We start from the raw sequence: 15,335 nt of genomic DNA, 5'->3' as shown, positions 1-15,335 counted from the left end.
ACCTCTCGTCACCAGCGGGCATCGTGGTCCTCCGTGTTCGTGTGCGCTCCGTTGTCCAGGGCCATGGCGAGCAGCCCCTCCGAGTCCAGCTGGTCGATCGGGGCGGGCTCGTCCCCGGCCCGCGGCGGCGGCTCCTGCCCGGCCGGGCGGCCCGCGAGCTCCAGGAGGGCGTCGAGCAGGCCCGCGTCCCGCAGCCGGGGCAGCGGGATCGCGGCGAGGGCCGCGCGCACCGCGGCCTCGGTGTCGCGCCGGGCGTCGTCCGCCTCGTCCGCCGGGGCCAGTTCGGCGGCGAGCCGCCCGGCGAGCGCGGCGGGCGTGGGGTGGTCGAAGACCAGGGTCGCGGGCAGCCGGAGCCCGGTCGCGGCGGTGAGCCGGTTGCGCAGCTCCACGGCGGTCAGCGAGTCGAACCCGAGGTCCTTGAAGGCCCGTTCGTGCCCCACGGCCTCCGGCGACGGGTGGCCGAGCACGGTGGCGGTCTCGGCCCGCACCAGGTCGAGCAGGTGCAGGTCGCGCTCGGCCGGGCTCAGCGCGGCCAGGCGGCGGCGCAGCGCGGCGGCCCCGGCCGCCCGGGTCGCGCCGCGCCGCTCCGAGGCCCGGACGAGGCCGCGCAGGACCGGCGGCAGGGCGTCGCCGCGCGCCCGCAGCGCGGCCGTGTCGAGCCGCATGGGCAGCAGCAGCGGATCGGTGCCCGCCAGGGCCGCGTCGAAGAGGGCGAGGCCTTCGTCGGTGGCGAGTTCCCGCAGGCCCGAGCGGGCCGCCCGGGACCGGTCGAGCCCGGCCGTCATGGCGCTGGTGTCGGCCCACAGGCCCCAGCCCAATGACAGTGCGGGCAGGCCCTGTCGGCGGCGGCGCGCGGCGAGGGCGTCCAGGAAGGCGTTGGCCGCCGCGTAGCTCCCCTGGCCCGCGCTGCCGAGCGCCGCGGCGGCCGAGGAGAACACGACGAACGCCGCCAGGTCCTGCCCGGCCGTCAGCTCGGCCAGGTGGAGCGCGGCGTCCGCCTTGGGCCGGAACACCCGCTCGACGCGCTCCGGGGTCAGGGCCGCGATCACCCCGTCGTCCAGGACCCCGGCGGCGTGCACGACACCGTTCAGGGGGTGCGCCGCGGGCACCGCGCCGAGCACCGCGGCGAGCGCGTCCCGGTCGGCGACGTCGCAGGCCGCCCAGGTCACCCGGGCGCCGTGGCCGGTCAGTTCCGCGCCGAGCCGGGCGGCCTCGTCGCTCTCGCCGCCGCGGCGGCTCACCAGGAGCAGACGGCGCACGCCGTGCGCGGTGACGAGGTGCCGGGCCACGGCGCGGCCCAGGGTGCCGGAGGCGCCGGTGACGAGCACGGTGCCGTCGGCGTCCCAGGGCGCGTCGCCTCCGTCCGCGCGGGGCGCGCGTTCGATACGGGGCAGGAGTATCCGGCCCGCGCGGAGCGCGAGTTGGGGCTCGTCCGTGGCCAGGGCCGCGGCGAGCGCGGCGCCGGAGTCGGGGTGGTCGTCCAGGTCGACGAGGACGAACCGGCCGGGGTGCTCCGCCTGGGCCGAGCGCACCAGGCCCCAGACGGCCGCGGCGGCGGGGTCCACGAGGTGCTCGTCGTCGGGTGTGCCCTGGGCGCCGCGCGTGAGGAGGACGAGCCGGAGCGCGGGGGCCTGGTCCGCCGGGCGGTGCTCGGCCCGCTCGCTGTCGGTGTCCTCGGCAAGCCAGCCCCGCAGCAGGTCCAGGGTCCGGCAGGTCAGGGAACGGGCGCGGGCCGCGTCGTCCTGGCCCTCGGCCGCGGCCAGCGGCGCGAGCACCGCGTCGGGGACGGCCGCGCCGGACCCGATCGCCGTACGGTACGCGGACAGGTCAGCGAACTGCCCAGCACTGGCGGGCAGTTGGTCGGCCGCGTCGCCGAGCACCGCCCACGCTCCGGGCGCCCCGGGTGTCGTGGCGGGTGCTTCCGCCCAGGCGAGCCGGTACAGGGAGTCCCCGGCGCCGCCCGCGGCCCGCAGCTGCTCGGGCGAGACGGGGCGGGCGGCCAGGGAGCGCACGGTCACCGCGGGAGTGCCGTCGGCGTCCGTCACCAGGACGGACACGTCCTGGGCCGTGCCGGGTGAGACCCGTACGCGCACGGCGGGGCCGCAGGGGCCGTGGAAGTCCACGTCATTCCAGGCGAACGGCATGGCCGCGCCGTCGGCGTCCGGGGTGCGCAGCAGACAGGAGTGAAGGCCCGCGTCGAGCAGCGCCGGATGGGCGCGGTAGCGGTCCGCGCCCGCGTGGTCCTCGGCGGGCAGCGCCGCCTCGGCGAGGATCTCGTCGCCCAGGCGCCAGGCGGTGTGCAGGCCGCGGAACGCGGGCCCGTACGCGAGGCCGATGTCGTCCATCCGGTCGTAGAACTCCGTGAGGTCGACGGGCACGGCCCCCGGTGGCGGCCAGGCGCCGTCGAGGGCGGGCGGCGCCTCGGCCGCCTCCTCGGTGAGCAGGCCGCGGGCGTGGCACGTCCAGGGGTCCTCCGGGGGCGCGTCCTCGCGGCGCGCGTACACGCCGAGCGCCCGCGTACCGTCGTCGTCGGGCGCCGCGACCCGGACCTGGAGGCGTACGGCGCCGCGTTCGCCGAGGACCAGCGGTGCTTCCTGGAGGAGTTCCCCGATGCGCGGGCAGCCGGTCCCGGCCCCGGCCAGGGCGGCCAGTTCGAGGAAGGCGGTGCCCGGCACGACCACGGTGTCGCCCACGGCGTGGTCGGCGAGCCACGGGTGGGTGTCCAGGGACCAGCGCGCGGTGAGGAGGGTCTCCGGCGAGCCGGCGAGTTCGACGCGGGCGCCGAGCAGCGGGTGGTCGGCGCTGTGCAGGCCCGCCGCGGTGACGTCGCCGGAGCCCGCGGGCGCCTGGAGCCAGTACCGGCGCCGCTGGAACGCGTACGTCGGCAGGTCCACGGCTTGCGGCGCGCGGCCCGCCCACGCCGCCGTCCAGTCGACGGCGACCCCGCGGGTGTACGCCTCGGCGACCGAGGCCGAGAAGCGGTCGAGGCCGCCCTGGTCGCGGCGCAGGGACCCCACGGCCACGCCCGTCCGCTCGGGGTGCTCCGCCAGGGTCTCGGCGACGCCCACGGTGAGCATGGGGTGGGGGCTCGTCTCGACGAAGGCGCCGTGGCCGCGCGCGAACAGCTCCTGGACGGCGGGTTCGAAGCGCACCGGCTCGCGCAGATTGCGGTACCAGTAGGCGCCGTCGAGTTCGGCGGTGTCCTTGAAGCCGCCCGTCACCGTGGAGTAGAAGGCGACGTCGCCGGTGCGCGGGCGCAGCTCCGCCAGGTCGCGGCCGATCCGCTCGCGCACCGCCTCGACGTGGGGCGAGTGCGAGGCGTAGTCCACCGGGATGCGGCGCGCCCAGGCGCCGGTCTCCGCGCAGCGGGTGAGGAGTTCGTCCACGGCTGCCGTGTCGCCCGAGACCACCACCGAGGCGGGGCCGTTGACCGCCGCGAGCGCCAGGCGCCCGTCCCACGCGGCCACCAACTCCTCGGCCGCGGCGGCGGACAGGGCGAGGGAGACCATGCCGCCGCGCCCGGCGATCGCGGTCAGGGCCCGGCTGCGCAGGGCGACCACGCGCGCCCCGTCGTCGAGGGAGAGGCCGCCCGCGACGCAGGCCGCGGCGATCTCGCCCTGCGAGTGCCCCACCACGGCGGCGGGTTCGACGCCGTAGGAGCGCCACAGCTCGGCGAGGGACACCATGACCGCCCAGAGCGCGGGCTGGACGACGTCGACCCGGTCGGCGTCGACCCCGGCCTCAGCCCCCCGCACGACGTCCACCAGGGACCAGTCGACGTACGGGGCGAGCGCGTCGGCGCACGCGGTCAGGCGCTCGCGGAAGACCGGCGCGGCCTCCCAGAGCCCGGCGGCCATGCCCGCCCACTGCGCGCCCTGGCCGGGGAAGACGAATACCGTCCGGCCCGGGTCGCCGGCGAGCCCCTCGACGACGCCGGGCGTCTCCCGGCCCTCCGCCACGGCGGCGAGCCCCGCGAGCAGGGCGTCCCGGTCGCCGCCCAGGACCACGGCCCGGTGCGCGAGCGCGGCCCGTGCCGTAAGGAGCGAGTGCGCCACGTCGACGGCGTCGAGCGCGGGCTCGGCGGCGAGGCGCTCCCGCAGCCGGGCGGCCTGGGCGCGCAGCGCCGTCCCGGTCCTGGCGGACACCGTCAGCGGGACGGGGCCCGCGGGGGCCCGGGACGCGTCGTCTCCCCCGGGCGCCGGCGGGCCCGCGCCGTCCGCCGTCGCGGGTGCCTGCTCCAGTACGACGTGCGCGTTGGTGCCGCTGATGCCGAACGAGGAGACCGCGGCCCGGCGCGGGCGGCCCGCGGCAGGCCAGGGGCGGGCCTCGGTGAGCAGCTCCACCGCGCCCGATGACCAGTCGACGTGCGGCGACGGCGCGTCCACGTGCAGGGTGCGGGGCAGCACGCCCCGACGCAGCGCCATGACCGTCTTGATGACCCCGGCGACGCCCGCGGCCGCCTGCGGGTGGCCGAGGTTCGACTTGACCGAGCCCAGCCACAACGGCCGGTCGTCGGGCCGCTCCTGGCCGTACGTCGCGAGGAGCGCCTGGGCCTCGATCGGGTCGCCGAGGGTGGTGCCGGTGCCGTGCGCCTCCACGGCGTCCACGTCGGCCGGCGCGAGCCGGGCGGCGGCCAGGGCCTGGCGGATCACGCGCTCCTGGGAGGGGCCGTTCGGGGCGGTCAGGCCGTTGCTCGCGCCGTCCTGGTTGACGGCGGAGCCGCGGACGACCGCGAGGACGCGGCGGCCCGCGCGGACCGCGTCCGACAGGCGCTCGACGAGGAGGACGCCCGCGCCCTCGCCCCACACCGTGCCGTCGGCGGCGGCCGCGAACGGCTTGCAGCGGGCGTCTGCGGCGAGCGCGCCCTGCCTGCTGAACTCGGTGAAGGCGTGCGGGGTGCACATCACGGTGACACCGCCCGCGAGGGCCCGGTCGCAGTCGCCGCCGCGCACCGCCTGCACGGCCAGGTGCAGCGCCACGAGCGACGACGAGCAGGCCGTGTCCACCGTGACGGCCGGTCCCTCGAAGCCGAAGGTGTACGCGATCCGGCCGGTGGCGACGCTGCCGGACCCGCCCGTGCCGAGGTAGCCGCCCGCGTCGTCCGGGACGCCCGCGTGCCGCGAGGTGTAGTCGTGGTACATCAGGCCGGCGAACACGCCGGTGCGGCTGCCCCTGAGGGTGGTGGGGTCGAGGCCCGCGCGTTCGAGGGCCTCCCAGGAGACTTCGAGCAGGAGCCGCTGCTGCGGGTCCATCGCCACCGCCTCGCGCGGGCTGATGCCGAAGAACTCGGGGTCGAAGCCCGCGGCGTCGCGCAGGAAGCCGCCCTCCGCCGCCCGGGTGGCGGAGCCGGGGTCCCAGCCGCGGTCGGTGGGGAAGGCGGAGACGGCGTCGCCGCCCCGGTCCACCAGGCGCCACAGGTCCTCCGGGGACGCGACGCCGCCCGGGAACCGGCAGGCCATGCCGACGATGGCGATGGGCTCGTCGGCGGGGGCCGCGGCCGGGCCGCGCACCGGCGCCCGCACCGGCGCGCTCCGTCCGGTCAGCCGGTCCAGGAGGTGCTCGGCGAGGGCCTGCGGGGTCGGCCGGTCGAAGACGAGCGTGGCGGGCAGGCGCAGGCCCGTCACCCGGGCGAGGCGGTTGCGCAGCTCGACCGCGGTGAGCGAGTCGAAGCCCAACTCCTTGAAGGCGAGCCCCGGTTCGACGGCGGCGGGCCCCGCGTAGCCGAGGACGGCCGCGACCTGGGCGCGGACCACGTCGAGGACCTTCGCGGCCCGGTCCCCCGGCGCGAGCGCGGCGAGGTCGCGCGTCAGGGCGGAGTCGTCGGCGGCGCCCGCGGCGGCGCGCCGGGCCGGTGGCCGCACCAGGCCGCGCAGCAGCGCGGGCACGCCGTCGGCGGCGGCCCGGGCGCGTACGGCGGACAGGTCGAGGCGGGTGGGGACGACGACGGGGAGCCCGGCGGCGAGGCCCGCGTCGAGCAGGGCGGCGCCGTCCTCGGCGGTCAGGCCTGTGACGCCGGAGCGGCGCATCCGGTCGCGGTCGGCGTCCGACATCCGGACCGTCATGGCGCTGGTCCGCTCCCACAGGCCCCAGGCCAGGGACAGGGCGGGCAGACCGCGGGCCCGTCGTGCGCGGGCGAACGCGTCGAGGAAGGCGTTGGCGGCCGCGTAGCCGCCCTGGCCCGCCGTGCCGAACGTACCGGCCGCCGAGGAGCACACGACGAACGCCGAGAGGTCCGCGTCCGCGGTCAGTTCGTGCAGCTGGACCACCGCGTCGACCTTGGGCCGGAACACGGTGTCGAGCCGGGCGCCGGTCAGGGCGGACACGATGCCGTCGTCGAGTACGCCGGCGGCGTGGACCACGCCGCGCAGCGGATGGGCGTCCGGCACGTCGGCGAGGACGGCCGCGAGGGCCGCCCGGTCGGCGAGGTCGCAGGCGGCCCAGCGCACCGAGGCGCCCGACGCGGTGAGCCGCTCGGTCAGTTCGGCGGCCTCGGGCGCGCTCGCGCCGCGGCGGCTGACCAGGAGCAGGTGCCGCACGCCGTGCGCCATGACGAGGTGTCGCGCCAGGACGCCGCCGAGCACGCCGGCCGCGCCGGTCACCAGGACCGTGCCGTCGCCGTCGAAGCCGCCGGTCGCCTCGGGGGCAGCCACGGCCACCCTGCGGAGCCGGGGGACGAGCGCCTCCCCGGACCGCAGGGCCAGTTGCGGCTCGTCGCCGCGCAGGGCGGCGGGCAGCGCGTCGGCCGACGGCTCCCGGCCGTCCCAGTCGACGAGTACGAGCCGGTCCGGGTGCTCCGCCTGCGCGGAGCGGACCAGGCCCCAGGCCGCCGCGAGGGCGGGCTCCACGGGGTCGTCGTCGTGCGCCGCGACGGCGCCCCCGCTCACCAGGACGAGCCGCGCGGAGGCGAACCGGTCCTCGCCGAGCCATTCCTGAAGGAGTGTCAGGGTCGCGCCGACGGTCTCCCGGGTGGCCGTGGGCAGGTTGCCGGAGCGGCGCGGCAGCGGGGCGAGCACCACGTCCGGGGCGTCCTCCTGGCCGGTCACGGCCGCGAGGTCCGGCGCCCGGCGCACGGCGGCACCGGTGGCCTCCAGGGCCGGGGCGAGCGCGTCGAGGCCGTCGAGGACCGTCCAGGACGCGGGCGGCGCGGAGACGGCGGCCGGTGCCGGGGCCCAGTCCACGGCGAACAGCGCGTCCGTCGGCTGCCCGGCTGCCGGGCCCAACCGGTCCAGGGACACGGGCCGTACGGCGAGGGACTCCACGGAGAGGACGGGGGCGCCGGTCGCGTCGGCCGCCTCCAGGGCGACGGCGTCAGGCCCCAGGCGGGTGATCCGCACGCGCAGCCGGGTGGCGGCGACCGCGTGGACCTCGACACCGGACCAGGAGAACGGCAGGCGCGGCCCCGCGTCCTCGGCCGCCCCGCCGTCGCCGCGGTCGAGGGCCACCGCGTGCAACGCGGCGTCGAACAGCGCCGGATGGACCGCGAACCCCTCCGGCTCGGCGCCGTCGGCGAGCGCGACCTCGGCGAACAGCTCGTCCCCGAGGCGCCAGGCGGCCCGCAGCCCCTGGAACACGGGGCCGTACCGCAGGGACAGCTCCGCCAGGTCCGCGTACGCCCGCTCCACGGGAACGGGTGCGGCGCCCGGTGGCGGCCACGCCTCCAAGGCCTCGCCGCCGCGCGGGGCGGCGGTCGCGAGGGAGCCGACGGCCTGGGTGGTCCACGGCGCGTCCGGGGCGTCCTCGGGGCGTGCGTGCAGGGTGAGCGCGCGGGTGCCGTCGGCGTCGGCGGGGCCGACGACGGCGCGCAGCTGGACGCCGCCGCGCGGCGGGAGCGGCAGCGGCGCCTGCAGGGTCAGTTCCGCCACGCGGTCGCAGCCGGTCTGCCCGGCGGCCTGGACGGCCAGTTCCAGGAGCGCCGTGCCGGGCAGCAGCACGGCCTCGCCCACGGCGTGGTCGCCGAGCCAGGCCTGTGCGTCGCGGGACACGCGCCCGGTGAGCAGGGTGCCGCCGGAGTCGGGCAGTTCGGTGACGGCGCCCCACCACGGGTGGTCGAGCGGGTTGAGGCCGACGGCCGTGACGTCCCCGGCGGCGGGGGCGGCGTCGAGCCAGTAGCGCTGCCGCTCGAAGGCGTACGTGGGCAGCTCCACGCGGCGGGCGCCGAGGCCCGCGAAGAGGTGCTCCCAGTCGGGCGAACGGCCCCCGGCGTGGACGGCGCCGAGGGCGCGCAGGAAGCGGTCGAGGCCGCCGTCGTCCCGCTGGAGCGTGCCCGTGACGAGGGCGTCCCCGCCGAGGTCGCCGAGGGTCTCGGTGAGGCCGAGGGCGAGGACGGGGTGCGGGCTGCACTCGATGAACGCCCCGTGCCCGGTGGCGGCGAGCCGCTCGACGGCGTCGGAGAGCCGCACCGTCCGCCGCAGGTTGCGGAACCAGTAGTCGGCCGTCAGCTCGTCGCCCGCCAGGACGTCGCCGGTGACCGTCGAGTACAGGGGGAGCTTCCCGGCGCGCGGGCGCAGCTCCGCGAGGTCGGCGAGCAGGTCCGCGCGCAACAGCTCGACCTGCGGGGAGTGCGATGCGTAGTCCACCGCGACGCGCCGGGCGCGGACGCCGTCCCGTTCACAGTCGGCCATCAGCTCGTCGAGGGCCGCCGGGTCGCCGGAGACGACCACGGACGCGGGGCCGTTGACGGCGGCGAGGGCGACGCGGTCGCCCCAGCGCTCCAGGCGGGCGCGGGCGTCGTCGGCCGACGCGGCCACCGAGACCATGCCGCCCGCCCCCGCGAGCTCGCGGGCGATGAGGCGGGAGCGCAGGGCCACGACGCGGGCGCCGTCGTCGAGCGAGAGCGCGCCCGCCACGCAGGCCGCCGCGATCTCGCCCTGCGAGTGCCCCACCACGGCGGCGGGTTCGACGCCGTAGGAGCGCCACAGCTCGGCGAGGGACACCATGACCGCCCACAGGACCGGCTGGACCACGTCGACGCGGGCGGCGGCCCCGGCGGCGGCCGTTCCGAACACCACCTCGCGCAGCGACCAGTCGACGTACGGGTCGAGCGCGGTCGCACAGGCGAGCATCCGCTCGCGGAAGACGGGGGACGCGTCCCACAGCTCCACGGCCATGCCCGCCCACTGCGAGCCCTGGCCGGGGAAGACGAAGACGGCCTTGCCGAGGTCGCGCGCCACCGACTCGACCAGGTCCGCGCCGGGCTCGCCCGCGGCCAGGGCGCCGACGCCGCGCAGCAGTTCGTCGGTGCGGCGGCCGACCACGACGGCCCGGTGGGCGAGGGGCGCGCGCGTGGTCGCGAGGGCGTAGGCGACATCCACCGGGCGGAGCCCCGGCCGGTCCTTCACGTGGTCGCGCAGCCGGGCCGCCTGGGCACGCAGCGCCTCGGGGGTCCGGGCGGAGAGCACCCAGGGCACCGGTGGCGGGGCTGTGTCCCCGCCGTTCGCGCCGGTCGCGGCCCGGCTCTCCGGGGCCGGGCCGGGGGCGGCGCCCCCGGTGTCCGCAGCGGGATCGTCCGCGGCCTCTTCGACGATGACGTGGGCGTTCGTGCCGCTGATGCCGAACGACGACACGCCCGCCCGCCGGACCCTGTCGGTCCTCGGCCACGGCCTGGCCTCGGTCAGGAGCCGCACGGCGCCCAGGGACCAGTCCACGTGCGGGCTGGGCGCGTCGACGTGCAGCGTCCGGGGCAGCGTCTCCTCGCGCAGCGCCATGACCATCTTCATGACGCCCGCGACGCCCGCGGCCGCCTGGGTGTGGCCGATGTTCGACTTCAGCGACCCCAGCCACAACGGCCGGTCCCGGTCGCGCTGTTGTCCGTACGCGGCGAGCAGGGCCTGGGCCTCGATGGGGTCGCCGAGGGAGGTGCCCGTGCCGTGCGCCTCCACCGCGTCGACGTCGGCTCCGGTGAGCCCGGCGCCCGCGAGGGCGGCGCGGATCACCCGCTGCTGGGAGGGGCCGTTCGGCGCGGTGAGGCCGTTCGACGCGCCGTCCTGGTTGACGGCGCTGCCGGTGACGACGGCGAGCACGGGGTGGCCGTGGCGCCGCGCGTCCGAGAGGCGCTCCACCAGGAGGATGCCGATGCCCTCGGCGAGCCCGGTGCCGTCGGCGCCCGTGGCGAACGCCTTGCACCGGCCGTCGGGGGCGAGCACGCGCTGGCGGCTGAACTCCAGGAGCGTGGCCGGGCTCGACATCACCGTGACGCCGCCGGCGAGGGCGAGGTCGCACTCGTCGTCGCGCAGCGCCCGCACGGCCAGGTGCAGGGCCACGAGGGACGAGGAGCAGGCCGTGTCCAGGGTGACGGCCGGGCCTTCGAGGCCGAAGGTGTAGGCGACGCGGCCGGAGGCGACGCTGGCCGCGCGGCCCGTCTCCAGCTGCCCCTCGTACTCCGTGAGCGCGCTGTCCTTCCGGTCCGTGTAGTCCTGGCCCATCATCCCGGTGAAGACGCCGGTGCGGCTGCCGCGCAGCGCGTCGGGCGCGAGCCCGGCGCGCTCCAAGGCCTCCCAGGAAACCTCGAGGAGCAGCCGTTGCTGGGGGTCCATCAGCAGGGCCTCGCGCGGGCTGATCCCGAACAGGCCCGCGTCGAACGACGTGACGTCGGCGAGGAACCCGCCTTCGCGCGCGTAGGTGGTGCCCGGCCGCTGCGGGTCGGGGTCGTAGAGCCCCTCGGTGTCCCAGCCGCGGTCGGTGGGAAGGGCGGAGATGCCGTCCGTGCCCGAGCCGACGAGTCGCCACAGCTCCTCGGGGGACGTCACGCCGCCGGGGAAGCGGCAGGCCATCGACACCACGGCGATCGGCTCGCGGCCCGCCTCCCGGACGGCCCGCAGCCGCTCCCTGGTCTGGCCCAGCTCGGCGGTGAGGCGCTTGAGGTAGTCGAGCGTCCTGTCGTCATCGGTCATGTCGAACGTGCTGCCCTTCCCGGAGTGATGTCGGACCTCATGGGCCCGAAGGGTCGACCCCTCTGGTCACGCGGCGCCGAAGCGCAGCGGCAGTGCGTCGGGCCCGGACACGCCGGTCGAGGGCCGCCAGGTGATCGGCCCGGTCACCCGGGGCGCGTCGAGGCGGGCCGTCAACGCCACGAGCGCCTCGGCCATTTCGAGGCGGGCGAGGGCCGCGCCCAGGCAGAAGTGCGTGCCGCCGCCGAAGGCCAGGGTGCCCGGCTTGCGCTCGACGGTGATGTCGAAGCGGTCGCCGTCCTCGAACACCAGCGGGTCGCGCTGAGCGGAGTGCGCGCACAGCCACACCGGGGTTCCGGCCGGGATGAGCAGGTCGTTGAAGGTGAAGGTCTCGGCCGCCGCCTTGGTGGCGACCACGGTCGTGGTCGGGCACCAGCGCAGCACCTCCTCGACCGCCTGGGGCGCGAGTTCGGGCCGCTCGCGCAGCAGCGCCCACTGCTCGGGGTGCTCGGAGAACGCCACCATGGCGTGGCCGAGCTGGTGGCTCGTGGTCTGGTACCCGGCGACCAGCAGGGTCGCGATCAGGGTGCGCAGCTCGCGGTCGTCGAGCGCGTCGTCCTCCCGCTGGGCGCGCAGGATGTCGGAGAACAGGTCGTCTCCGGGGTTCTCCTTGAGCTTCCGCACGACCTTCTCGAAGTAGCCGTACATGCCCGCGAGGCCCTCTTCCACCTCGCTCACGCGGCTCTGGTCGGGGCCGAGCGCGAGGACCAGGTTGGTGTTCTTGCACCAGCGGCCGACGACGGCGTGGTCCTCCGGCGGGAAGCCGAGCATCTCGCACACCACGGCGGCGGGCAGCGGATCGGCGTAGGCGTCCACGAACTCGCACGCGCCCCCGGCGGCCGCGAGTTCGTCGGCGAGGCGCTCGGCGGTGGCGCGGATGAACGGCTTCAGGGCGTTGATGCGGCGGGAGGTGAACCCGTGCGTGACCAGGCCGCGCAGTCGGCGGTGGTCGGGGCCTTCGAGGCTCTGCATGAAGTCGCGCATGAACTCGCGCACCAGGCCTTCGGAGGGCCCGACGAGGTCGACGACCTCGCGGAAGCCGGAGACCAGGCGCGGGTCACGGGACAGGCTGTGCGCCTCGGCGTAGCGGAGCACCAGCAGGCCGAGGGGGGTGCCCGCGATCCAGGAGCGCTCCCTGGCCTCGGCGACCTCGGCGGAGTCCCAGACGAACGCCGGATCGGTGATGTCCAGGAACGGCAGGTTCTCCCAGGCTGTCTCGGTCTCTTCGACGGTCGTCATGCTCGGTCCTCTTCTCGGGAGTTCGGGAGGGGCGCTTCGCGGAGAGGGGCGCTTTTCGAGGAGGAGGCGCGCTGCCGCTCCGCATTCTGCGCAGCGGCTCTTGGTGCCTTCTTGAAGCCGACTTGGATCTTGGAAGGGGCGCTCGTCACAGGGGTTCGCCGGGCACGTCGGCGTACCGTTCGGTGAGCGTGGCGGTCAGGGCGGTGACGTCCGGGTCCCCGGCGAAGGCCACGTCGTCGACACAGGCCACGGGGCGCACCCCGAAGGCCGCGTTGGTCGCGAACGCGGCGCGCAGCGAGCCGAGTCCGGCCCGGGTGAGGGGCGCGTCACCGACCGGTACGCCCGCCCCCGCGGCGGCGTCCCGCAGCAGGCGCGCGGTCACCCCCGGCAGCGCGCGGCCCCGGGGCCACAGCAGCCGGGTCCCGTCCCAGAAGCAGACGTTCCAGGTGGTGCCCTCCAGGACGTGGTCGTCGTGGTCGAGCAGCAGGGCGTCGTCGAAGCCGCGCCGCCGGACGTCCGCGCGCAGGCGCAGCGTGCCGAACAGACCGGTGTGCTTCACCTCCGGCAGGTCCCGTACGTACGTGGCAGCGGTCAGCCGCAGCGGTGGCGGCGCGGCGGCGGCCGCGGGCCGCGTGCTGAGCAGCGCGGTCGGGGCGGCCGTGCCGGGTCCTTCGAGGGTCGTGTCCGTCGCGCACACGGTCACGCGCACCGTCAGGGGCGCCTCGTGCGCGCGGGCGACGCGCCGCAGCGCCGCCCGGACGCCGTCGGTGAGGCCGGTCGCGGTGTCCGGGTCCGTGCCGAAGAGCGTGCGGCAGTCGTCGGCGAGGCGCCGCAGATGCAGGCCGAGCCCGCGGACGCGGCCCCGTTCGACGCGCAGGGTGGTGAAGTGGCCGTAGTTGTACAGGGCGAGGGCGGCCAGGTCGCCGGGGGCCGCCGGGCTGCCGTCGAGGCGGGTGACGGCCGCGGGCGGCCGGGGCGCGGCGGCCGGGGCGGCGGGGCGCGGGCCCGTCACGGCGTGCTCCGCTCCGGCTCGCCTGCCGCGTCGAGCTGCGCGTGCGCCCGCACCAGGGCGTGGCCCTTGAGGAGCACCTCGTCGAACTCGTCGTCCGGGTCGGAGTCGAGGACGATCGCGCCGCCCGCGCCGATGACGGTGCCGGAGGCGGAGGTCACCGCCGTGCGGATCACGATGTTGAGGTCCGCGCCGCCGCAGAGCCCGAAGTAGCCGATGGTGCCCGAGTAGATGCCGCGGGCCTCCTGTTCGAGGCGGTCGATGATGGCCATCGTCCGCAGCTTCGGAGCGCCGGTCATCGAGCCGCCGGGGAAGCAGGCGCGGACGCAGGCGACGGGGTCCACGTCGTGCCGCAGGCGGCCGCGGACCGTCGTGACGAGCTGGTGCACCGTCGCGTACGACTCGGTGACCATGTACGCGGGGACGCCGACGGAGCCCACCTCGCAGACCCGGCCGAGGTCGTTGCGGAGCAGGTCCACGATCATGAGGTTCTCGGCCCTGGTCTTGGCCGACGCGGCCAGGGAGCGGCGCAGCGCCTCGTCGCTCACCGGGTCCGCGCCCCGGGGGGCCGTGCCCTTGATGGGCTTGCTCTCCACCGTGCCGTCGCGCTCGACGCGCAGGAACCGCTCCGGGGACGAGCAGACGACGCTGACGTCGCCGAGGCGCAGATAGGCGGCGTACGGCGCGGGGTTGAGGCCGCGGAGCTTCAGGTGGTAGGCGAGCGGGTCCTTCAGGGGCGGCAGGCGGACGCGGTTGGTCAGGCAGATCTCGTAGCTCTCGCCGCTGCGCAGCTGGTCGAGGCAGTCCTCGATGTCCTCGACGTACGCGGCGCGGTCGCGGCTGAGGACGGCCCGGTCCGAGGGCGCCGCGGACACCGGTGCCGGGGCCGGGGCGGGGGCCGCGTCGGGCAGCGAGCGGACCTCGCGCGCCATGTCGTCCACCCAGGCGCGGGCGCCGTCGAGGGCGTCCGCCGCGCCGGTGCTCAGGGCCAGGACGTAGGTCCTGTCCTCCAGGTGGTCCACGGCGACGAGGCGGTCGGCGAACATCCAGGCGGCGTCCGGGGTTTCGGCGCTGTGGACGTTCGGGCTGCCGCACTCCCCCTTGAGTTCGTAGCCGAAGTAGCCGACGTAGCCGCCGTTGAGGTCGAAGGGCAGGTCGGGCGCGGGCAGGCCGCGGGTGCGCAGCCGGTCCTGGAGCACCTCGAATATGGTGCCGGGCTCGGCGCGTTCGCCGGTGGCGTCGCGGACCGTCACCGAGGTGTCGCCGGTGCGGTAGGTGAGCGTCTCGGCGAGCGGGCCCGTGTCGTCGCCGAGGAAGGAGAACCGGGCCGGGCCAACTCCGGGCGCGCTGCTGTCCAGCCAGAAGGAGTGCGTGCTGGCGGCGTACCGCGAGGTGAACAGGGCCTCGGTGGCGACGGCCCGGTCGACGACCTCGACCACGGCCCGCAGATGGGTGCTGGGGGTGTCGCCGAGGGGCGGGGACCAGCTGGCCCGCTCCGGCGGCGCGGCGGCGTAGTGGCCGCCTATCAGTTCGGCGAAGTTGCGCAGGAGCTGGGCGCCCCACTCGCTCGCGACGGACTCCGGGTGGAACTGGAGGCCCCAGCGCGGCAGGGTGCGGTGGCGCAGCGCCATGACGGTGCCGTCCTCGGCCCAGGCCGTGGCCCGCAGCGCGGCGGGCAGGGGTTCGAGCACCCGCAGCGAGTGGTAGCGCACCGCGGTGAACCGCTGGGGCAGGCCGTCGAAGAGGTCCTCGCCGCCGTGGCGGACCCGGGTCAGATGGCCGTGCCGGGGCGTGCCGGGCTCGACGCGGCCGCCGTAGTGGTGGGCGATCGCCTGGTGCCCCAGGCACACCCCGAGCACCGGCACGTCCTCCCAGCGGTCCAGGACCTCCTGGCAGAAGCCGAGGTCGGTGGGGCGCTGGGGGCGGCCGGGCCCTGGTGAGATCACGACGCAGTCGAACGCGGCCGGGTCGTGCTTCGCCCACGCCGGGTCGTCGTTGACGAGGACCGTCGGTTCCTTGCCGTACACCTGGGCGAGGAGCTGGAACAGGTTGTAGGTGTAGGAGTCGTAGTTGTCGATCAACAGCGCGCGCATCGAGCTTCCTTCTCGGTTCGAGCGGACCGGATCGTGGCGGACCGGATC

General features: G+C 76.9%; 4 protein-coding genes. All 4 read right to left on the bottom strand.

Translation table 11 applies throughout. The features are described from left to right. Positions 1–8: 8 nt before the first annotated feature. Entirely contained in the window at positions 9–10,745 is a 10,737-nt protein-coding gene (locus CP982_RS34685; protein ID WP_425329817.1) for a type I polyketide synthase, read from the bottom strand. A 210-nt stretch (positions 10,746–10,955) separates the two neighbouring features. Beyond that, the gene (locus CP982_RS34680; RefSeq protein ID WP_150514081.1) at positions 10,956–12,185 is read right to left on the bottom strand and encodes a cytochrome P450; all 1,230 of its coding nucleotides are present in this window, start codon (positions 12,183–12,185) and stop codon (positions 10,956–10,958) included. 145 nt (positions 12,186–12,330) lie between these two features. Next, positions 12,331–13,197: an aminotransferase class IV gene (locus tag CP982_RS34675; protein WP_150514080.1), complete on the bottom strand. Its 867-nt coding sequence runs from the start codon at positions 13,195–13,197 to the stop codon at positions 12,331–12,333. Continuing rightward, positions 13,194–15,287: an aminodeoxychorismate synthase component I gene (gene pabB, locus CP982_RS34670; protein ID WP_150514079.1), complete on the bottom strand. Its 2,094-nt coding sequence runs from the start codon at positions 15,285–15,287 to the stop codon at positions 13,194–13,196. Before pabB ends, CP982_RS34675 begins: the two co-directional genes overlap by 4 nt. Positions 15,288–15,335 lie beyond the last annotated feature (48 nt).

Source organism: Streptomyces spectabilis (assembly GCF_008704795.1).
GTDB lineage: Bacteria > Actinomycetota > Actinomycetes > Streptomycetales > Streptomycetaceae > Streptomyces > Streptomyces spectabilis.
The sequence above is the reverse complement of the archived record's forward strand: the minus strand, read 5'-3'. Positions and strand labels throughout refer to the sequence as shown.

Coding starts and splice junctions, on each gene's coding strand:
- CP982_RS34680 (WP_150514081.1), bottom strand. CDS start 12,185: ATGACGACCGTCGAAGAGACCGAGACAGCCTGGGAGAACCTGCCGTTC.
- pabB (WP_150514079.1), bottom strand. CDS start 15,287: ATGCGCGCGCTGTTGATCGACAACTACGACTCCTACACCTACAACCTG.